Below are 17,686 nucleotides of genomic sequence, written 5' to 3' on the forward strand. Positions count from 1 at the left end.
ATGCCGGTGAGCAGAACCGCCGACGACCTGCCCGAGTGGCGCCGCCGCACCACGGCGGGCGACTTCGCCGTCTGGGGCGCGTGGCTCGCGGGCCTCGCGCTGACCGTCGCCTGCTTCGAGTTCATCTCGGGCCGCACCATCTGGGCCTTCGTCTGGGATGCGCCCACGCAGGGCGCCGACCTCGTGCAGCGGATGTTCCCGCCGGCCTGGACCTACGCGGATGTGCTGTGGAAGCCGATGTGGGACACCATCAACATCGCCACCCTCGGCACGCTGCTCGCCATCGCGATCGGCTTCCCTATGGCCTTCCTCGCCGCGCACAACACCACGCCGTCGGTGCTGTTCGTGCGGCCGGTGATGCTGTTCCTGATCGTCTCCTCCCGCTCGATCAACTCGCTGATCTGGGCGCTGATCCTGGTCATCGTCTTCGGCCCCGGGATGCTGGCGGGGATCCTCGCCATCGGGCTGCGCTCGGTCGGCTTCATCGCCAAGCTGACCTACGAGGCGATCGAGGAGATCGACCGCACCCAGGTCGAGGCCGTCACCGCCACCGGGGCCTCGAACCCGCAGGTGCTCGCCTGGGCCATCGTGCCGCAGATCATGCCGGCCTTCGCGGGAATCAGCGTGTTCCGCTGGGACATCAACATCCGCGAGGCGACGGTGCTCGGCCTCGTCGGCGCGGGCGGGATCGGGATGCAGCTGCAGGCCTCGATCAACACCCTCGCCTGGCCGCAGGTGACGATGATCTTCATCCTGATCCTCGGCACCGTCGTGGTCAGCGAATGGGTGTCCGCGCGGGTGCGGCATGCGGTGATCTGAGCCGCCCGCGCCGGACGATGCCGGCGCGGCGAAGGGCGCCCGCGGCCCCTTTCGGCTTTCGCGGGTTGGGAAGCGGAGAGGGGCCGCGCCCCTCCCCGCCGCGCCTTACCCGAGCGCGCGCATCGGCGCGGCGATGGCCGTGTCCATCCGCCACTTCCCGAGCGTGTTCCAGCCGCGCTCGTATTGCGGCGGGATCGCCAGCGCCTCGACGCGGCCGAGCGCCGCGGCCGCGCGCATCGGCCAGTAGGGATCGCGCAGCACCGCGCGGGCGAGCAGGATCAGGTCCGCCTGGCCCGCCGTCAGGATGTCCTGCGCCTGCTGCGGCTCGGTGATCAGGCCGACCGCGGCGACGGGGATGCCGGCGCCGCGCTTCACCGCCTCCGCCCCCGGCACCTGGTAGCCCGGGCCGAGCGGGATCTTCTGCCCCGCATCCAGCCCGCCCGAGGAGACATCCACGAGATCCACCCCGAGCGCCTTGAGGCGGCGGGCGAGTTCCACGCTCTCCTCCGTCGTCCAGCCGCCCTCGACCCAGTCGGTGTGGGAGATGCGGATGGCGAGCGGCAGGTCGGCGGGGATGGCGGCGCGCACCGCGGCCGTGACCTCGCGAGCGAAGCGGGTGCGGCCCTCGAAGTCGCCGCCCCAGGAATCGTTGCGGCGGTTGGAGAGCGGGCTGAGGAACTGGTGCGTCAGGTAGCCATGCGCGCCATGGATCTCGATGAAGCGGTAGCCCGCCTGCACCGAGCGCCGCGCGGCATCGGCGAAGGCGGCGATGGTGGCGCCGATCTCGGCCTCGGTCATGGCGTGGGGGACGGCGAAATCGTCGAAGGCCTCGGCCGAGGGCGCGAGGCAGGTCCAGGAGGGCTCGGCCGGTCCGCGGCCCCAGGGCGGCTGGCGCGAGGCCTTGCGGCCGGCATGGGCGATCTGGATGCCCGCGACGCCGCCGGTGGCGTGGATGGCCTCCACGATGCGCGCATGGGGCGCGACATGCGCCTCCGACCAGATGCCCACATCGCCCGGGGTGATGCGGCCCTCGGGCACGACCGCGGAGGCCTCGGTGATGACGAGGCCGGCGCCGCCGACCGAACGCTGCACGAGATGGGCGAGATGCCAGTCGGTCGGCACCCCGTCGTCGCGGCACGAATACATGCACATGGGCGAGACGCCGATGCGGTTCCTGAAGGTGACGCCGCGCAGCGTCAGGGGCGAGAAGAGATCGGTCACGTTGAAGGACCCTCGGTGTTGCAGGATGGAGAGGACCAGGGGGGCAGGCAGCCCAGCCGGTTCTCGAGTACGGCGAACCATGTGGGCTCGCCGCGGGGGCGGGGAAGCAGCCGGCCGGCGGCGTCCGTCGGAAAGCGCGAGAGCGTCACGGCGTCGAGGACATTGCCGCCGATCGCCTCGACGAAGCCGGGGCCCACGCGCACCACGATGTCGCAATGCGTCGGGCGGAAACGCCCGCCATCGGCCGCGCGCTGGCGCCAGGAGCGGATGGGGCTCGCGGAGCGGTCGGCGCAGACGAGGTCACCCACGCGCGGGGCGCGCGCGCCGGGCTCGTGCGGGATGAAGGGCGCGGTGGCGGGGAAGCGCTCGGCGTCGGCGATCAGCGCGTCGAGGTAGAAGGCATGCGCGGCCGAGGGCGGGAACTCCCGCGCATCCACCCCGGCCGCGCGCATCACGAAGGAGATGAAGGCGGCGGACCAGGCGGGCTCGCGCCAGAGATCGGTGCTGCCCGCGGCGTAGCGGGCGCGGTTGCGCGCGATGGCGGCCGCCCCCTCGGCCTCCGGCAGGGCGCGCCAATAGGCGAGCACGCGGGGGAAGTTGGCGGCATCCGATTCCAGCGTGCCGGGGATGGGCAACCGGTCGCGGGGCATCGCCTCGGCGCGGAGACGGCCCCAATCCTCCCATTCGGCCTGGGCGATGCGCAGCATCCGCTCGCGCGCCGCGGGCGGGTAGGCGAGCGGCGGCACGGGCGGCGGCGGGGGCGGGGCGACGCAGGCGGCGAGCAGCAGCGCCGGCAGCAGCAGCGCCAGCGGCCTGATGCCCGCCGCCGGGCGCGCGGCGCGCCGCGCGGGACGGGCAATGCCCCGCATCACGCGGCGTTCCAGCGCAGCAGGCCCTCGGGCGGGACCAGGGCGGCGAGCGCGGCGGCCTGCGCGGCCGGGCCGCCCGCGGCGAGGATGGCGTCGCCGTCCGGGCGCAGCCGCGCTTCGAGGAAGCGGCGGGCGAGGTCGGCGAGGAAGCCGAGGCGCCGGCCCTCCTCCGCCGGCAGCGCGAGTGCCCCCGCCGCCTGCGCCGCCTGGGCGGCGCGCAGGGCGCGGAGCAGCAGGCCGAGATCCTCGGTCGTCTCGGCCGGCCCATGCGGCACCTCGATGCCGTCGCGCGCGCCGGGCAGGGTGACGAGGCGCAGCGCGGCGAGGCCCGCGCGCAGCGGCGCGGCCACCCGCTGCCCAAGCGCGAGGGCATGGACCAGGGCGAGCAGCGCGGCGGCGTGGTCGGCCATGCGCGGCGGCGCCTCCCCCGGCTCGCGGAACACCCCGTCGCGGGCGGTGGCGAGCAGGCGGTCCAGGAACGGCCCGGCCGCGGGGCCGCCGGCCAGCGGCGCGAGGCGGGCGGCGGCGATGACGGCCCAGGCGAGCGGCGCGGGCGCGCTCTCCTCCGCCCCGATGGCGGCGAGCAGGCGGCGCGCCGCGGCGGCGAGGGCCTCGCGCCCGGCGGGGGGCGCGAGCGCGGCGCGGGCGGCCAGCGCGGCGGCGAGGCGCGCGGGGCAGGCGGGCTGCGCCGCATCGGCGCCGCGCGGCGCGGCGATGGGGGAATCGAGGCCGCGCAGCAGCAGCCGCCGCTCGCGAGCCACAAGCGGCGCCGCGGCCTCGGCGCGCGGCGCGGCATAGCGCGTGAGCAGCCAGTGCAGCCGGCCCGGCGCGGGGGCGGTGGAGCGGATGCCCTGCATCGTGGCCGGCCCCTCGGGGCGGACGATCAGGCGCAGGGCGCGGGAGGGGGTGCGGAGCTGGCAGGCGCGGTAGTAGGGCACCGGCCCCTCCTGCACCGGGACATCGCCGCCCGCGGGGATGGTGACCTCGCGCGGTGCCTCCTCCTCGCCGAGCACCACGCGGCCATAGGTGACGGTGCCGCCGGGGCTCATGGCATCGCAGGCGGTGGTGATGCGGGCATCCTCCAGCACGATGCCGGGCAGCGGCGCGAGGGTGACGGTCAGCGTCACCTCCGGCGTGGCGGGATGCACGGCATAGGCGTAGCGCAGCCGCGCGAGGAGGCGGGCGGGATCGTCGGGCGCGGCGATGGCGCTCTCGTGCCAGAGCAGCGCGCCGGCGCCGTCGCGCTCGATGCCGGCGTCCACGATCCTCTCCTCGACATCCACGCCGTGCGAGGCGCCGTTCCAGGCGAACTCGACGATGTTCCCGCTGTGCAGCAGCGCGGGCGGCCCCTCCTCCCCGTGCAGGTGCTGGCGGATCTCGCCGCGGGTGAGGTCGCCGTCGAAGCGGTGGTGCGGCGTGGACAGGCGGAAGCGGGCGGGGGTCGCGTCCTCGACCACGAGGCGGGCGGGGGCGAGCAGGCGCGGCGGCGGCGCGTCGCCCGCGGCATGGGCGAGCAGCAGCGCGGCCGCGCCCTCGCCGCCGCCGAGCATGGGCTGGGCCAGGGCCTCGGCCGCGGCGGCATTGGCGGCGAGGTCGAAGTCCCGCCCGCCGGGGCGCTCGGCGAAGGCGGGAACCAGGTCCTCGCCCGCCCGCGCGGGGGCGACGAAGCGCGCGAGACCGCGCAACAGACCCTCCCGCACCGCGTCCGCTCCGGCGAATGTCATGGCGCGCGTTCTAGCCGCCGCATGCGGGGGCGGGATAGGGTGGGGCATGGAAAGCAGGGAAGGCGGGCGCCTCTTCTTCCAGTCCGAGGTCTTCGCGACCGCGCGCGGGCCGCGGCGGGCGCCGACCGGCAGGACGGTGCGCGAGGCGGCGCGCGAGGTGCCGGTGCACGCGGAATGCGACGTGCTGGTGGTGGGTGGCGGCCCCGCCGGCACGGCGGCGGCGGTGGCGGCCGCGCGGCTCGGGGCGCGGACCATCCTGCTCGAGCGTTACAACCATCTCGGCGGGCTTTCGACCGGCGGCCTGGTGATCTGGATCGACCGCATGACCGACTGGGAGGGCCGCAAGGTCATCCGCGGCTTCGCGGAGGAGTATCTCGACCGGCTGCCGAAGGATGCGGTGGCCGGTCCGCCGCCCTCGGCCTGGGGTTCGCGCGATGCCGCGACGGCCGCCTGGTGGGCGGTGCGCTCGGCCGCCTTCCACGGCATCGTGACCCATTCGCCCACCTGCGACCCTGAATGGATGAAGGCGACCGCGCTCGAGATGGTGCTCGAGGCCGGGGCGGAGGTGATCTTCCACGCCTGGGGCGCGGAGCCGGTGCTGCAGGATGGCGCGGTGCGCGGCGCGGTGTTCGAGAGCAAGCAGGGCCGCCGCGCGGTGCTCGCGAAGGTGGTGGTGGACGCGACGGGGGATGGCGACCTGTTCCACCGCGCCGGCGCGGCATCCGACAGCGACACCGACGAGCGCGACATCCACCACTGCATCAACACCGCCTGGCTCTTCGCCCATGTGGACATGCCGCGCTACCTCGCCTGGCGGGCGGAGAAGCCGGCGGAGTTCTCCGACTTCATGGCCCGCGCCAAGGCCGAGATCGGCCTGTTCGACAAGGCCTTCGCCTCCTGGCGCGACGACGTGGCGCTGTTCATGGGGCCGCGGCTGTCGGGCTACGACGCGACGCAGGTGGACGACCTGACCGAGGTGGAGATCCGCAGCCACCGCCTGATGCTCGAGCATCTTCGGATCTACCGCCGCGACGCGCCGGGCTTCGAGAACGCGACGCTGATGCTGAGCGCGCCGCAGATCGGCGTGCGCCACGCGCGGCGGCTGCGCGGCGTGGCGGCGGTGACCCGCGAAGGCTGGGACGGGCGGGTGCATGCGGACGAGATCGGCGTCTCGCCCTCGCTCGCGCCGAAATTCGCCAATGTGTCGGTGCCCTATGGCGCGCTGGTGCCCGAGCGGCTGGACGGGCTGCTCGCGCCGGGGCGGCATCTGGCCTGCGACGCGACCTCGCATTCCTTCCTGCGCGAGATCCCGCAATGCTGGCTGACCGGCCAGGCCTCGGGCGCGGCGGCGGCGCTCGCCGCCGATGCCGGGGTGGAGCCGCGCGCGGTGGATGTGGCGGCGCTGCAGGCCGCGCTGCGCCGGCAGGGGGCGCATCTGCGCGAGAGCGCCGATGCGCCTGCCTAGGGCCTGGCTGTTCGGCCTCGGCCTGCTGCTGCCGCTTGCGGATGCGCGCGCGGAGGAGACGGCGGCGCTGGTGCGGCGCGCCCCGGCGCTTGACCTCGGCGGGCCTGTCGCCGCGATGGATGCGCCGGTGACGCTCGGCGGGGCGGGCTGGGGCCCGTTCCGGCGGATGTGCGTGGACAGGCGCGCCGCGGCGCGGGATGACCGCCCGGGCCCGCTCACCTCGGCGAGCTGCCTCGATGTGGTGGAGGCGGACGAACAGGCCGGGGGCGTCTGGCGCCTGACGCTGCGGATCGAGCCGCGGGCCGGCCGCCACCCCGTCAGCTTCACCCTCACGCGCGACGGGCGCGGCCAGGTGGGAGAGGCCGAGCTGCACATCCCGCCGGAGCTCGACCGCCCGCCGCCGGAGGTCGCGGCGCATCTCGCGCAGGTCCTGCGCACCGCGGTCGCGGCGAATGCGATGGAGCGCACCGAGGTGCGGCCCGCCGCCGTCTTCATCATGCCGCTGCCGCTCGAAGGGGTGGCGCCGGACATCCGCTACCTGGAAGGCGAGCGGGGCCTCGCCTGCACGCCGCGGGGGCTCGCCACCATCAACGGGCGCGAGGCGCTGGTCGCCTCCTGCGCCGGCCGCGCGCGGTTCGACCAGGCGCCGGGCACGACGACGGTCGGGCTCGGCGGGCATTTCGCCATCGACACCGGCACCGGGATGGTGGTGCGCCACAGCTATGCGACGCATATCGTGACCGCCCGGCCGGGACAGGAGCCGCTGGTGCAGCGCGGCTTCTCGGCGCAGAGGCTGGAATGAGCGGGCGGCGCGCCGGAGGGGCGGCGGTGGCCCTGCTCGCGCTGCTCGGCCCGGGGGCCCGGGCGCAGGGGGGTGGCGCCGAATGGCGCTCGGCCGCGCCGGCGCTGCCGATCGAAGGGCAGGTGAGGCCGTCCGGCGCGCCGGTCGCGATCGGCGGCTCGGCCTGGGGGCCGTGGCGGAACCTCTGCCGCGAACAGGTGACGCAGCCGGGCCGCCCGCCGCAGCGCGACTGCCTCGCGGTTGGCGAGGCGCGGCCCGAGGGCGCGGGGATGCGCCTGACCCTGGTGCAACCGCGCTCGGGGCTGCGCGTCTCGGCCTTGCGCACGGTGGACGGCGTGGTCGCGGAGTTCCGCGCGGTGCGTTCGGACGGCTCCGCGCCGCCCCCGGATGCCGGGCGCGACGGGCTGGTGGCCTATTGGCGCGCGCAGTTCGCCGCGGTCAGCCTGCCGCGCCGGACGGTCGCGCCGCGCGGCACATTCGCCATCCCGATCGAAGGGTCGCCGCGCGGGATGGACTGCGAGCCGGAGGGGACCGCGCAACTCGCGCAGCGGCCGGTGCTGGTGGCGCGCTGCGGCGTGGCGCTGGCGGGCCGGCTGCGGGAGTCCGAGACGCGGGTGGCGATCTTCGCGCGCATCGCGGTGGACGTGCCCACGGGGATGGTGGTGGCGCAGTCCTACGTGACGCGGATCGAGACCTTCAACGCCGCCGGGCGGTCGAACGGCGTGGTGGTGACGCCCACACGGGTGACGCTGGAATAGCCCGGCCCGGCCGGAGCGGCCCCCTTCGGCATGCGAGGCGGGGCGGCGGAGGGCGAAACCGGAGGCCATGGCCGGCCTTGATGCACGGGATGCGGCGCTGGCGCGATGTGTGGTGAAGGCGCGCCCTCGCCCTCACCATCCGTGCCGCACGGCGGGGGAGCGCGGAACGCGCAGGCCGATCACCCGCATGGCCGTGCCGGCACGCAGGGGCCGGCGCGCGCCGCCCGCCTTCAGCGGCTGCGCGGTGGCGCCGGCAGGCTCTCCTGCTGCACGCGCGGGGCCGTGCCGCCGCCCGGCGCCGGGGTGATCACCTCGCGCGGGGGGGCCGAGCCCTGCGGCTGCGCCGCCGGCGCCGAGCCGCCATTGCCGGCCGAGAGCCGCATCAGCGCCGCGCGCAGCGGGTCGCTGGCCGGGTTGTGCGCCTCCATCCCCACCACGACCTGGCGCGGGGAGACGTCGCGGCCGAAATAGGCGCGCATGGACTGGCTGCGGGCCGAGAGCAGGTTGCCGTCGAGCGAGATGCCCGCGAAAAGCCCCCGCGCGCGCGCGATGGTCACGATGTCCGCGCCGACCGCCGCCGTGGTCGAGCCCGCGATGCCGCGCCCGAGCGTGCCGAGCGCGACGCCGGCATCCGCGCCGATGCGGAACTGGCTGTCGAGCACGGCATCGAGCGCCTTGTCGTTCATGATCAGCATGACGACCTGCGCGTCCTGCACGCCGACCTGCAGGCCGATCGAGCCGCCGCCCATGGTGTAGAAGGCCGGCGAGGACCACGAGCCGCTGCCGTCGCGCGAGACCAGCACGCAGTCCCCGCCCTGGCCCGCGATGACGAAGCCGCCGCGGATGACGCGCGGGCAGATCATCACCGCGCGCGCGCGGCCGAGCAGGGAGCGCGCATCGGCGCTCATGTCCCCGAGGTCGAAGACCTCGGCCAGCGAGAGGGTGGCGCGGTCCACCAGGGCCTGTTCCTCGGCCTGGGCGCGGGCCTTCTGCGGGGCGAGCACCAGGCCAAGGCATGCGAGGGCAAGGATGGCAAGACGGTACATGAGACTCTTCCCCCAAGCCTTTGACTGTGCGCTGTTCTAGACCCTTAACCAGGGCATGACAAAGGTTTCGCCATGGCGAAGCCGTGATCGCCGCCCGCCCCGCGCCGTCAGGCCTCGGCCGGGGGTGGCGTCCAGGGCTCCTCGTTCACCGCGGCCACGCGCCAGTCGGGGCCGTGCTTCTCGATGCGGGTGAGCGAGAGGTTCTTGATGGAAAACACCAGCGCCTGGTCGGGGGTGAGGCCCATCGCATGCGCCAGCGCGGCGCGGATGGAGCCGCCATGGGCGACGATCACCACGTCCTGCCCTTCGAGCAGCGTCGCCATGCGCTCCATCACGGCGGCGACGCGGGCCTGCACCTCGCGGAAGGATTCCCCGCCCGGAGGCTTCTCCTCGCCCGCATGGGGCCAGAAGGGATGCGGCTTGTGGCGCAGCAGGGCGGGCAGCGCCTCGTGCGGGATGCCCTGCCACTGGCCGAGATGCTGCTCGGCGAGGTCCGGCTCGGCCTCGAGGTCCGTTTCCGGGTAGCCCGCGGCGAAGATGGCGGCCGCCGTGGCCCGCGTGCGCGAGAGGTGGGTGACGAACCAGCGCGCCGGCTGCGGCAGGCGATGGGCAAGCCAGCGATAGGCCGCCGCCTCCTGCCGCAGCGCGAGGTCGCACAGCGCGACATCCATGGAACCGTAGAGCACGGCGCGGGCGGAGGGCTCCACCAGCGCATGGCGGACGAGGAAGAAGCGGGTCGGGCTCACGCGCGCTGCTGTAGGGCGGAACGGGGGCGCTGGCCAGCGGGCGGCGCGCCGGCGCGTCACTCCCCGATGTTCAGCAGCGCCCCGCGCTCCCGCGCCACCTGGAACTGCGCGAGGAAGATCCACGCCGCCCCCGCGAGCCACACGCCGTTCAGCAGCACCGCCCAGGCCAGGTGGTCCCAGGCCACCACGCCGTGCAGCAGGGCCGCTCGCATCCCCTCGAACACATGCGCCGCGGGGATGGCGAGCGCGACCGGCTGCAGCCAGCCGGGCAGCACCGCGACCGGGTAGAACACCGCGGCGAAGGGAGCGATGCCGAACATCACGCCCCAGGCCAGCGCCTCCGCCCCCGCGCCGTGGCGCAGGATCAGCGCCGTCACGCCGAGCGCCACCGCCCAGCCCATCGCCATCAGCGCCGCGAGATGGAGCACCAGCACCGGCCCCAGCCGCCAGATGCCGAAGCCGTAGAGCAGGAAGGCGAGCAGCATCGCCGCGCCCACGCCGACCAGCGTGCGCAGCACGCTCATCGCGGCGAACCCCGCGAGCAGTTCCCACGGCCGGAGCGGGGAGACGAAGAGATGGCCGAGATTGCGCGACCACACCTCCTCGAGGAAGGACAGCGCGAAGCCCATCTGCGCGCGCAGCGTCACCTCCCACAGCAGCACGCCGCCGAGCAGCACGCCGGCCGCGATGCTCGCCGGGCCGGACTGCAGCCCCGCGAGATAGGCGGTGACGAAGCCCCAGACGACCATCTGCAGCACCGGCCAGTACATCAGCTCGAACAGCCGCGGCCAGGAGCGGCGGTAGAGCGCGAGGTGGCGATACATCAGCCCCCAGATGCGCCGCGCCGCGGAACCCTGCGGCGCGGCCTCGCGGCCCGCGCTCATGCCGGCACCCGTTCGCGCCCGCGGGCGATGTCGAGGAACACCTCCTCGAGGTCGTCGCGCCCGTATCTGGCGAGCAGCGCGGCGGGGCTGCCCTCGTCCACGACGCGCCCGCCCTTGAGCATCAGGACATGGGCGCAGAGGCGCTCGACCTCGCCCATGTTGTGGCTGGCGAGCAGGATCGCCGCGCCGGTCTCGGCCCGGTAGCGTTCGAGCGCGCCGCGCACCCAATCCCCGGTGTCGGGGTCGAGGCTCGCGGTCGGTTCGTCGAGCAGCAGCAGCGCGGGGCGGTTGATCAGCGCCTTGGCGAGCGCGACGCGCGTCTTCTGCCCCGCGCTCAACTGCCCGGCGGGGCGGCTGGCGAAGTCGCCCAGGGCGAATTCCTCGACCAGCGCGGCGATGCGCCGCTCGGCCTGCGGCACGCCGTAGAGATGGGCGTAGACGCGCAGGTTCTCGACCGTGGTCAGCCGGTGCGGCAGCGCGATGTAGGGGGAGGAGAAGTTCATCCGCGCCAGCGCCGCGAAGCGGTCGGTCGCCATGTCGTGGCCGAGGGCGATGACGCGCCCCGCGCTCGGCGTCAGCAGGCCGAGCAGCATGGCGATGGTGGTGGACTTGCCCGCGCCGTTGCCCCCGAGCAGCCCCCAGGTCGCGCCGCGCGGCAGGGTGAAGGTGAGGCCGTCCACCGCCGGGCGGTCGCCGGGGCGGTAGGCCTTGCTGAGGCCCTCGACGCGCAGTGCCGGGATGTCCATGGCATCCATATCGGCCGGCGGCGCGGCCGCGCCAAGTCGTGCCGGCCGGGGGCGCGGCCCTTCGCGCGCGGGGCCGGCGGGGCGGCACGGCCCTCAGCCGGGCGGCCGCCGGCTCTCGATCAGGCGGCCCTGGAACAGGGTGATGCCCATCTCCCAGCCCCAGGCGATGGCGGCGGGGCGGTCCACGCCCGCGAGCACCACCGCCTCCGGCGCCGCGGGCAGCGCCGCGCGAAGCGCCTCGGCCGCCGGCGAGCCGAGCGGCGGCAGCGCGCCCGACCAGCGCAGCCGCGCGAGCCCCGCCCCCGCGCGCGATGCGGGTATCGCGAGCACCGCGGCGGGGCCCTCGGCATCCAGCATCAGCCGGTGCCCCCGCGCGGCGAGGAAGGCGCGCGCGAAGGCGAAGCCCGCGGGATCGGCCGCCGCCTCCTGCGGCGCGATGGCGACCGTCAGCGCGCCGCGCAGCGCCGCCGGCCACAGCGCATCGAGCCGCAGGAACTCGGGCGAGGTCACCGAATCGAGGGCCAGCGCGACCGAAAGCGGCCCGCGCCCGCGCATCGCCTCCGCCCGCGCGAGGCCCGCGAGCAGCCGGCGGTCGAGGGTGCGGCGGAGCCGCCGCCACAGCGCGGGCGCGGCGGCGAGGTCGCAGCCCGGCAGCAGCGCATCGCGCAGATCGGGCAGGGACAGGCGCAGATCCTCCCACAGCGGCTCCGGCGCGCCGCCGCCCGGCACCAGGCGGCAGACGCGGCGGTGGCGGAGGAAGGCGCCGAGATCGGCGGCGGCCAGCGCGCGCTCGGCCGCGGCGATCGCCTCGCCATCCGGGGCGCGGCCCGCCGGCGCGGGGGCGGCGGCGCGCGCGGCGGCGGTCAGGCCGAGCGCGTCCTCGACCGCGGCGAGAACGGCGGCGGCTTCCTCGGGCAGGCGCAGCAGCGCCACCGCCGCCCCCGCCTCGGCCGGGTCGAGCATGGCGGCGAGCGTTTCGCGCGCCTCCGCGAGGTGGTGGCCGGGCGGCGCCTCCAGCGCGACCAGCGCGCCGCGCGGCAGGTCGAAGACGCGCGTGCGGGAGGAACGGCGCAGCCCCTCCCACGCGTCGCGCAGCATCGCCGCCTGGGGCGCGCGGCGGCGCGCGGGGGAGAGGCGGGCGGGCTGGAACAGCAGCACGCGCCGTTCCACGCCGGCCGCGACCGCCTCCCGCACCAGCCCGGCCAGGGCCACGGCGGCGCCGCCGCCGACCGGCGGGCCGAGGGCGCCAAGGACCGGAACCTCCGCGAGGTTCACGGCGCCTCGACAGGCGAGAAGCCGGCCAGCAGCGCCGGCGAGAGGCAGCCCGCCCGGCCCGCCGGGGCGGCGGCGGCGGCGCGGGCGATGCACTCGGCGCGGCGGCAGCCGGCCGCGTGGTCGCAGGCTGCCATGCGCGTCGCGGCCATCAGCGCGGCGATCCAGGGGCCCGCGAAGCGCGAGAGGCCGAGCGAGAGCCCCCATTCCAGCGCCGCTTCCCCATCGCAGCGGGTCAGCACCAGCCGCGCGGGGTCGAGGCGGCGCAGCGCGGCCATGGCGGCGCGCTCGGCAAGGGCGGGGGACCAGCGCAGCAGCAGCAGGTCGGCGGGCAGGGCCGCAGGCGCCAACAGGCCGAGGGCGGCGGCATCGAGCCCGCGCACCGCGAGGCCCCAGCCGGCGCCGCGCAGCGCCGCCGCGCGCGCGGAAAGGCCCTCGGCCAGCGCCTCGGCCAGGGTGAGCGCGGCGTAGAGCACGGGCGCGGGGGGCGCGTCCTCGGCGGCGGCGGGTGCGGGCTCCGGCAGCAGGGCGGCCGGCAGGTCGAGCAGCAGCGGCACCGCCGGCGGGCCGCCGAGCAGCGCGTCGCGCGTGGCGGGCTCGGCCACCGCGCGGAGCGTGCGGGCGGCGAGCCGGGCCTCGGCATGGCGCAGCAGATCCGCATCGGATGCCGCGGCGCCGAGGGCGGCGGCGAGCGCCGCGCGATCGGGGGCGAGACGCAGCAGCGCGAGGCGGCGCGGGGCGCCGGGGGCGAGATGCAGCACGCCGTCGCGGCGCAGCAGCGAGCCGAGCGGCGGCGCATCGGCCGCGGCCTCGATCCCCGCGGCGGTGGGCGGGTGGAGCGGCGCGGCGGCCGGAGCCGCGGCCGGCAGGGCGAGCAGCGCCGCCGCCTCGGCCGGCAGGTCGTAGCGGTCGGGGCGGGCGCCGAGCAGGCCGGCGAGGATGGCGGCGATGCGGTCGGCCTCCGCCGCCTCGGCCTCGGTGAGCAGGAGGTCGCCCCCGGCCGATTCGAGCACGGCGCCGCCGCGGCTGCGCCCGGCTTCCTCGAGCAGGGCGATGGCGACGCGGCGCGGCCCGCCGGCGGGCGGGCAGGGCAGGCGCAGCGCGGCACGTCCGGGGGGGCCGCGCAGGGCGCGGCGGATCGCCTCCGCGCCCGGGCCGGGCGTGGCGCCGATCTCGGCGGCGGTCTCCTGCTGCGGCATCCCCTGCATCCTGCGGAGCGGCGGCCTGGCGCCGCGGGCAAGGCGGGAGGATGCGCGGGGCTGGTGAAGGAAGCGTGTGCGCGGGGGAATCGAAATCGGCGCGCCCCGCCCGTATATTGAACGCAACAACCCGCAGGAGAAGCCGGACCCATGCGACGCCAGGCCACCATCCTTTCCGCACTCGCCGTCGTGCTGCTCGCGCTGGCGCCAGCGCTGGCCGAAGCGCGCGCCGGCGGGCGCGCATCCTCGGGCAGCCGGGGCGAGCGCACCTACCAGGCGCCCCCGCCCACCAACACCGCGCCCGGCGCGGCCCAGCGCTTCGATCGCACGGCGACCCAGCCCGGCACCGCCGCGGCGCGGCCCGGCGCCATGGCGCCGGGCGCGGCGGCGGCGGGGCAGAGCCGCGGCTTCCTCGGCTCCTTCGGCGGGGCGCTGCTGGCCGGCGGGCTGATCGGCGCGCTGCTCGGCTACGGGCTGTTCGGCGGCGGCGCGGGGCTCGGCGCCTTCCTCGGCATGCTGCTGCAGATCGGGCTCATCGTGCTCGCGGTGATGTTCGTCATGCGCCTGATCCGCGGGCGGCGCCCCGCGGTCGCCGAGGGGCCGCAGCAGGGCCTCGCCTTCCAGGCCCCGCCACAGGCGCCGCCCCAGGGGCTCAAGCCGATGGGCGCGGGCGGCGGGCTGAAGGCCGCCGCGCCCGCAGGCGGCACGGTCGAGATCGGCCCCTCCGACTACAAGGCCTTCGAGCGGCTGCTGGTGGAGGTGAACGAGGCGTGGTCGCGCCGCGACCTCGCGGCGCTGCGCCAGATGGCGACGCCGGAGATGGTCTCCTACTTCGCGCAGGACCTGCGCGACCTCGAGGCGCGCAACTGGCGCAACGAGGTGCGTGACCTGCGCTTCGAGCAGGGCGACCTCGCCGAGGCCTGGCGCGAGGGCGACGAGGAATACGCCACCGTCGCGATGCGGTTCTCGCTGCTCGACGCGACCTTCGACAACGCCACCGGCCAGGTGGTGGAAGGCAGCACGACCGAGCGCGAGACGGCGACCGAGCTCTGGACCTTCGTGCGCAAGGCGCCGGCCGGGCGCTGGATGCTCTCGGCCATCCAGCAGACGGGCTGACCGGCCTGCCGGCGCGCCGCCCGCGCGGGCGGCGCGCCTTCAGGGCACAACGATGCGCAGCGGCCGCGGCGCGGGGCCGATGAAGGAGGGCAGCATGCCCGCCGCGTCGCCATCGGCCTGGACCGGCACGCCCTCGCCCGCGAGGCGCACCTCGCGCACCCGGCGCAGGCTGACCGAGGGCAGGCGCGGCAGCAGGCCGAGCGGCAGCGCCGCGCCGTAGCGCAGCGCCGCCAGCGCGCCGCCGTCGCGGAAAAGGGCGAGGTGGAAGCCCGGCTCGCGCGGATCAGCCCCGGGGGCCAGCAGGAAGCGCCCGGCATAGAGGCGCCCCTTGGTCACGATCACGCTGGCCGCCTCCAGCCCCTCGCCGTCGGCCTCCACGCGGATGGGCGGGAAGCGGTAGCGCGGCATCTCGCGCAGCGTCTGCAGCACATAGGCGCCCTTGCCGATGGCGCGCTTGAGGCCGCCGGGCAGGTGATGCACCACCGCCGCGTCGAAGCCCGCACCGAGCATCTGCACGAACAGCAGCGCGCGCCCGTCCGGCCAGCGCGCGAGGCCCGGATGCAGCAGCGCGGTGCGGCCCATGGCGAGCACGGCGGCGGCACGCTCCGGCGCACGCGGCAGGCCGAGTTCGAGCGCCAGCACATTCGCCGTGCCGAGCGGCAGCACGCCGAGCGCCGAATCGGACCCCGCCATGCCGGCCGCGACCTCGGCGATGGTGCCGTCCCCGCCGGCGGCGACGATGATGCGCATGCCGCTCGCCGCCGCCTCCCGCGCCAGCGCCGAGGCATGGCCGCGATGGGCGGTCTCGGCGATCTCGGGCCGCATGCCGAGGCCGCGCAGCAGGTCGAGCGCGGCCAGCAGCCGGCGGCGGCGGCGCGCGCCCGCGGCGGGGTTGAAGACGATCAGCATGCGCGTCGGCATGGGGCAGGGCTTCTGGCAGCGCGGCGATGACGATGCCGCGACGGCCCTGCGACGTCACGATGACAAGGGCCGCATGCAAGGCCTTGCGCCGCATCCTTCATCCAAGATTCACGCGCGGGCCGCCCCGCCCGCGCTATCGCCCGCGCACCTGCAGCACGCCGCCGGGCCCGCGCGGGGCAAACCGCGCAGGCCGGCCGCGCACGGAGACCGCGCCGCATGCACGAGGCCAGCCCGCGCCGCCGCTACCGCAGCATCTTCCTCTCGGACGTCCATCTCGGCACCCGGGGGGCGCGCTGCGACTTCCTGGCGGACTTCCTGCGGAAGGTGGAGTGCGAGCGCCTCTACCTCGTGGGCGACATCGTGGATGGCTGGCGGCTCAGGAAGTCCTGGTACTGGGATCCCGACCACGACGAGGTGATCCGCCTCGTGCTGCGCATGGCGCGCCACGGCACCGAGGTGACCTACATCCCCGGCAATCACGACGAGATCTTCCGCGACTGGCTCGGGCTCGAGATGGCGGGGGTGAGGCTGCAGCGCGAGGCGGTGCACCTCGCCGCCGACGGCCGCCGCTTCCTGGTGATCCATGGCGACGAGTTCGACGGGGTGATCCGCTACGCCAAGCTGCTCGCGCATCTCGGCGACTGGGCCTACGACTGGGCGCTGACGCTGAACCGCTGGTTCAACGCGGCGCGGCGGCGGCTCGGCTACCCCTACTGGTCGCTCAGCCAGTGGCTCAAGCGCCAGGTGAAGGAGGCGGTGAAGGCGATCGACCGCTTCGAGACCGCGCTCGCCGGCGAGGCGCGGCGCCGCGGCCTCGACGGCGTGATCTGCGGCCACATCCACCATGCCGAGATGCGCAGCGTGCAGGGCGTGCTCTACATGAACGACGGCGACTGGGTGGAATCCTGCACGGCGCTGGTCGAGCACGCGGACGGGCGGTTCGAGCTGGTGGACTGGGTGGCCGAGAACCGCCTCTCCTTCGCGCGGCCGCCGCGCCGCGCGGCGCAGGCGCTGCCGGCCGCCTGACGCGCCATGGACGACGGCATGGCGGCGCTCGCCGCGGATTGCATCGGCGCGCGGCGCGGGCCCCTGCGCATCCTGATCGTCTCCGACGCCTGGTTCCCGCAGGTGAACGGCGTGGTGCGGACGCTCTCGATGGTGGTGGAGCATCTGCGCGCGGGCGGCGACACGGTCGAGGTGATCGGGCCGGACCGCTTCGCGAGCCTGCCGATGCCGGGCTATCCCGAGATCCGCCTCGCGCTCGCGCCGCGCCGCAGGCTTGCCCGGCTGGTCGAGGCCTTCGCGCCGGAGGTCGTGCACATCGCGACCGAAGGCCCGCTCGGCTGGGCGATGCGCGCGATCTGCCTCAGGCGCGGCTGGCCCTTCACCACCGCCTTCCACACGCGCTTCCCCGAATACCTGCACGCGCGCACGCGCATCCCGCTCGGCTGGTCCTGGGCGGTGATGCGGCGTTTCCACGAGGCGGGCGCGGGCACCTTCGCGGCCACGCGCTCGCTGCGCGAGGAACTGGCGGCGCGGGGATTCACCAAGGTCAGGGCCTGGACCCGCGGCGTCGATCTCTCGCGCTTCCGCCCCGAGCCGCGCGAGGCGTGGGAGGGCCTGCCGCGGCCCGTGTTCCTCTATGCCGGCCGGGTGGCGGTGGAGAAGAACATCGCCGCCTTCCTCTCGCTCGACCTGCCGGGGACCAAGGTGGTGGTTGGCGACGGGCCGGCGCGGGCGGGGCTGCAGGCGCGATTCCCCGAGGCGCATTTCACCGGCTACCGCGACAACGGGCTGCTCGCGCGCTCCTATGCCGGGGCGGATGTCTTCGTCTTCCCCTCGCGCACCGACACCTTCGGGCTGGTGCTGCTGGAGGCGCTCGCCTCGGGCACGCCGGTCGCGGCCTTTCCGGTGACCGGGCCGCTCGATGTCATCACCGACCCGCGCGTCGGCGCGCTGGACGAGGACCTGCGCGCGGCCTGCCTGCGGGCGCTCGACTGCGACCGGGCGGCCTGCCGGGCGCATGCGGAAGCCTGGTCGTGGGAGGCCTGCGCGGCACAGTTCCGCGCGACTCTGGTGCCTGTCGGCGCCGGGTGAG

At 76.0% G+C, this 17,686-nt stretch carries 17 protein-coding genes; 7 read left to right on the plus strand and 10 right to left on the minus strand.

All coding sequences use genetic code 11. The features are described 5' to 3' along the window. The first annotated feature begins 6 nt into the window (after positions 1 to 6). The gene (gene phnE, locus FHS88_RS03045; protein ID WP_456306770.1) at positions 7 to 819 is read left to right on the plus strand and encodes a phosphonate ABC transporter, permease protein PhnE; all 813 of its coding nucleotides are present in this window, start codon (positions 7 to 9) and stop codon (positions 817 to 819) included. A 105-nt stretch (positions 820 to 924) separates the two neighbouring features. Here the strand turns inward: phnE and FHS88_RS03050 are convergent, their stop codons facing one another. Genes FHS88_RS03050 through FHS88_RS20705 form a run of 3 tightly spaced genes read right to left on the minus strand, consistent with a single transcriptional unit; the run spans position 925 to position 4,633 of the window. After that, a complete protein-coding gene (locus FHS88_RS03050) occupies positions 925 to 2,040 on the minus strand; it encodes an oxidoreductase (protein ID WP_184481141.1) in 1,116 nt (371 codons plus the stop codon). Then, the gene (locus FHS88_RS03055) at positions 2,037 to 2,909 is read right to left on the minus strand and encodes a DUF2272 domain-containing protein (RefSeq protein ID WP_184481143.1); all 873 of its coding nucleotides are present in this window, start codon (positions 2,907 to 2,909) and stop codon (positions 2,037 to 2,039) included. The genes FHS88_RS03050 and FHS88_RS03055 overlap by 4 nt, the downstream gene beginning before the upstream one ends. Beyond that, complete coding sequence (locus FHS88_RS20705; RefSeq protein ID WP_184481145.1) at positions 2,909 to 4,633, minus strand: hypothetical protein; 1,725 nt, start codon at positions 4,631 to 4,633, stop codon at positions 2,909 to 2,911. The genes FHS88_RS03055 and FHS88_RS20705 overlap by 1 nt, the downstream gene beginning before the upstream one ends. A gap of 46 nt (positions 4,634 to 4,679) precedes the next feature. Between FHS88_RS20705 and FHS88_RS03065 the strand changes: the two genes are divergently transcribed. The 3 genes from FHS88_RS03065 to FHS88_RS03075 are packed head-to-tail and all read left to right on the plus strand — an operon-like array spanning position 4,680 to position 7,658. Continuing rightward, a complete protein-coding gene (locus tag FHS88_RS03065; protein WP_184481147.1) occupies positions 4,680 to 6,098 on the plus strand; it encodes an FAD-dependent oxidoreductase in 1,419 nt (472 codons plus the stop codon). After that, positions 6,085 to 6,900, plus strand: coding sequence for a hypothetical protein (locus FHS88_RS03070; RefSeq protein WP_184481149.1), 816 nt, complete (start codon positions 6,085 to 6,087; stop codon positions 6,898 to 6,900). The genes FHS88_RS03065 and FHS88_RS03070 overlap by 14 nt, the downstream gene beginning before the upstream one ends. Then, positions 6,897 to 7,658: a hypothetical protein gene (locus FHS88_RS03075; protein ID WP_184481151.1), complete on the plus strand. Its 762-nt coding sequence runs from the start codon at positions 6,897 to 6,899 to the stop codon at positions 7,656 to 7,658. The genes FHS88_RS03070 and FHS88_RS03075 overlap by 4 nt, the downstream gene beginning before the upstream one ends. Positions 7,659 to 7,888: 230 nt before the next feature. On the opposite strand, the gene FHS88_RS03080 is transcribed toward FHS88_RS03075, so the two are convergent. The 6 genes from FHS88_RS03080 to FHS88_RS03105 form a co-directional block, all read right to left on the minus strand. Further along, positions 7,889 to 8,704: a lipid-binding SYLF domain-containing protein gene (locus FHS88_RS03080; protein ID WP_184481153.1), complete on the minus strand. Its 816-nt coding sequence runs from the start codon at positions 8,702 to 8,704 to the stop codon at positions 7,889 to 7,891. A 107-nt stretch (positions 8,705 to 8,811) separates the two neighbouring features. Continuing rightward, complete coding sequence (locus tag FHS88_RS03085) at positions 8,812 to 9,450, minus strand: histidine phosphatase family protein (RefSeq protein ID WP_184481154.1); 639 nt, start codon at positions 9,448 to 9,450, stop codon at positions 8,812 to 8,814. A gap of 56 nt (positions 9,451 to 9,506) precedes the next feature. Then, positions 9,507 to 10,334, minus strand: a complete 828-nt coding sequence (locus FHS88_RS03090) for an ABC transporter permease (RefSeq protein WP_184481156.1) — start codon at positions 10,332 to 10,334, stop codon at positions 9,507 to 9,509. Next, the gene (locus tag FHS88_RS03095; protein ID WP_246419204.1) at positions 10,331 to 11,080 is read right to left on the minus strand and encodes an ABC transporter ATP-binding protein; all 750 of its coding nucleotides are present in this window, start codon (positions 11,078 to 11,080) and stop codon (positions 10,331 to 10,333) included. Before FHS88_RS03095 ends, FHS88_RS03090 begins: the two co-directional genes overlap by 4 nt. Positions 11,081 to 11,173: 93 nt before the next feature. After that, positions 11,174 to 12,355, minus strand: a complete 1,182-nt coding sequence (locus FHS88_RS03100) for a hypothetical protein (RefSeq protein WP_184481160.1) — start codon at positions 12,353 to 12,355, stop codon at positions 11,174 to 11,176. Further along, the gene (locus FHS88_RS03105) at positions 12,352 to 13,551 is read right to left on the minus strand and encodes a hypothetical protein (protein ID WP_184481162.1); all 1,200 of its coding nucleotides are present in this window, start codon (positions 13,549 to 13,551) and stop codon (positions 12,352 to 12,354) included. The genes FHS88_RS03100 and FHS88_RS03105 overlap by 4 nt, the downstream gene beginning before the upstream one ends. 150 nt (positions 13,552 to 13,701) lie before the next feature. On the opposite strand from FHS88_RS03105, the gene FHS88_RS03110 reads away from it, so the two are divergent. Beyond that, complete coding sequence (locus FHS88_RS03110; protein ID WP_184481164.1) at positions 13,702 to 14,667, plus strand: Tim44 domain-containing protein; 966 nt, start codon at positions 13,702 to 13,704, stop codon at positions 14,665 to 14,667. Between the two features lie 39 nt (positions 14,668 to 14,706). On the opposite strand, the gene FHS88_RS03115 is transcribed toward FHS88_RS03110, so the two are convergent. Then, a complete protein-coding gene (locus tag FHS88_RS03115) occupies positions 14,707 to 15,588 on the minus strand; it encodes a diacylglycerol/lipid kinase family protein (RefSeq protein ID WP_246419208.1) in 882 nt (293 codons plus the stop codon). Positions 15,589 to 15,804: 216 nt separating this feature from the next. Here FHS88_RS03115 and FHS88_RS03120 point away from each other — a divergent pair, with 216 nt between their 5' ends. Beyond that, positions 15,805 to 16,614 carry a UDP-2,3-diacylglucosamine diphosphatase gene (locus FHS88_RS03120; RefSeq protein ID WP_184481166.1) on the plus strand — a complete coding sequence of 270 codons (810 nt, stop codon included), beginning with the start codon at positions 15,805 to 15,807 and terminating at the stop codon, positions 16,612 to 16,614. A 6-nt stretch (positions 16,615 to 16,620) separates the two neighbouring features. Further along, positions 16,621 to 17,685, plus strand: coding sequence for a glycosyltransferase family 4 protein (locus FHS88_RS03125; RefSeq protein ID WP_246419211.1), 1,065 nt, complete (start codon positions 16,621 to 16,623; stop codon positions 17,683 to 17,685). Position 17,686: the final 1 nt, after the last annotated feature.

Source organism: Neoroseomonas alkaliterrae, assembly GCF_014199195.1.
Taxonomy (GTDB): Bacteria; Pseudomonadota; Alphaproteobacteria; order Acetobacterales; family Acetobacteraceae; genus Neoroseomonas; species Neoroseomonas alkaliterrae.

Bases quoted from the DNA above. Each gene is read 5' to 3' on its own strand.
- FHS88_RS03055 (WP_184481143.1), bottom strand. From the start codon at position 2,909: ATGCGGGGCATTGCCCGTCCCGCGCGGCGCGCCGCGCGCCCGGCGGCG.
- FHS88_RS20705 (WP_184481145.1), bottom strand. From the start codon at position 4,633: ATGACATTCGCCGGAGCGGACGCGGTGCGGGAGGGTCTGTTGCGCGGT.
- FHS88_RS03065 (WP_184481147.1), top strand. From the start codon at position 4,680: ATGGAAAGCAGGGAAGGCGGGCGCCTCTTCTTCCAGTCCGAGGTCTTC.
- FHS88_RS03070 (WP_184481149.1), top strand. From the start codon at position 6,085: ATGCGCCTGCCTAGGGCCTGGCTGTTCGGCCTCGGCCTGCTGCTGCCG.
- FHS88_RS03075 (WP_184481151.1), top strand. From the start codon at position 6,897: ATGAGCGGGCGGCGCGCCGGAGGGGCGGCGGTGGCCCTGCTCGCGCTG.
- FHS88_RS03080 (WP_184481153.1), bottom strand. From the start codon at position 8,704: ATGTACCGTCTTGCCATCCTTGCCCTCGCATGCCTTGGCCTGGTGCTC.
- FHS88_RS03090 (WP_184481156.1), bottom strand. From the start codon at position 10,334: ATGAGCGCGGGCCGCGAGGCCGCGCCGCAGGGTTCCGCGGCGCGGCGC.
- FHS88_RS03095 (WP_246419204.1), bottom strand. From the start codon at position 11,080: ATGGACATCCCGGCACTGCGCGTCGAGGGCCTCAGCAAGGCCTACCGC.
- FHS88_RS03105 (WP_184481162.1), bottom strand. From the start codon at position 13,551: ATGCCGCAGCAGGAGACCGCCGCCGAGATCGGCGCCACGCCCGGCCCG.
- FHS88_RS03110 (WP_184481164.1), top strand. From the start codon at position 13,702: ATGCGACGCCAGGCCACCATCCTTTCCGCACTCGCCGTCGTGCTGCTC.
- FHS88_RS03115 (WP_246419208.1), bottom strand. From the start codon at position 15,588: ATGCCGACGCGCATGCTGATCGTCTTCAACCCCGCCGCGGGCGCGCGC.
- FHS88_RS03120 (WP_184481166.1), top strand. From the start codon at position 15,805: ATGCACGAGGCCAGCCCGCGCCGCCGCTACCGCAGCATCTTCCTCTCG.
- FHS88_RS03125 (WP_246419211.1), top strand. From the start codon at position 16,621: ATGGACGACGGCATGGCGGCGCTCGCCGCGGATTGCATCGGCGCGCGG.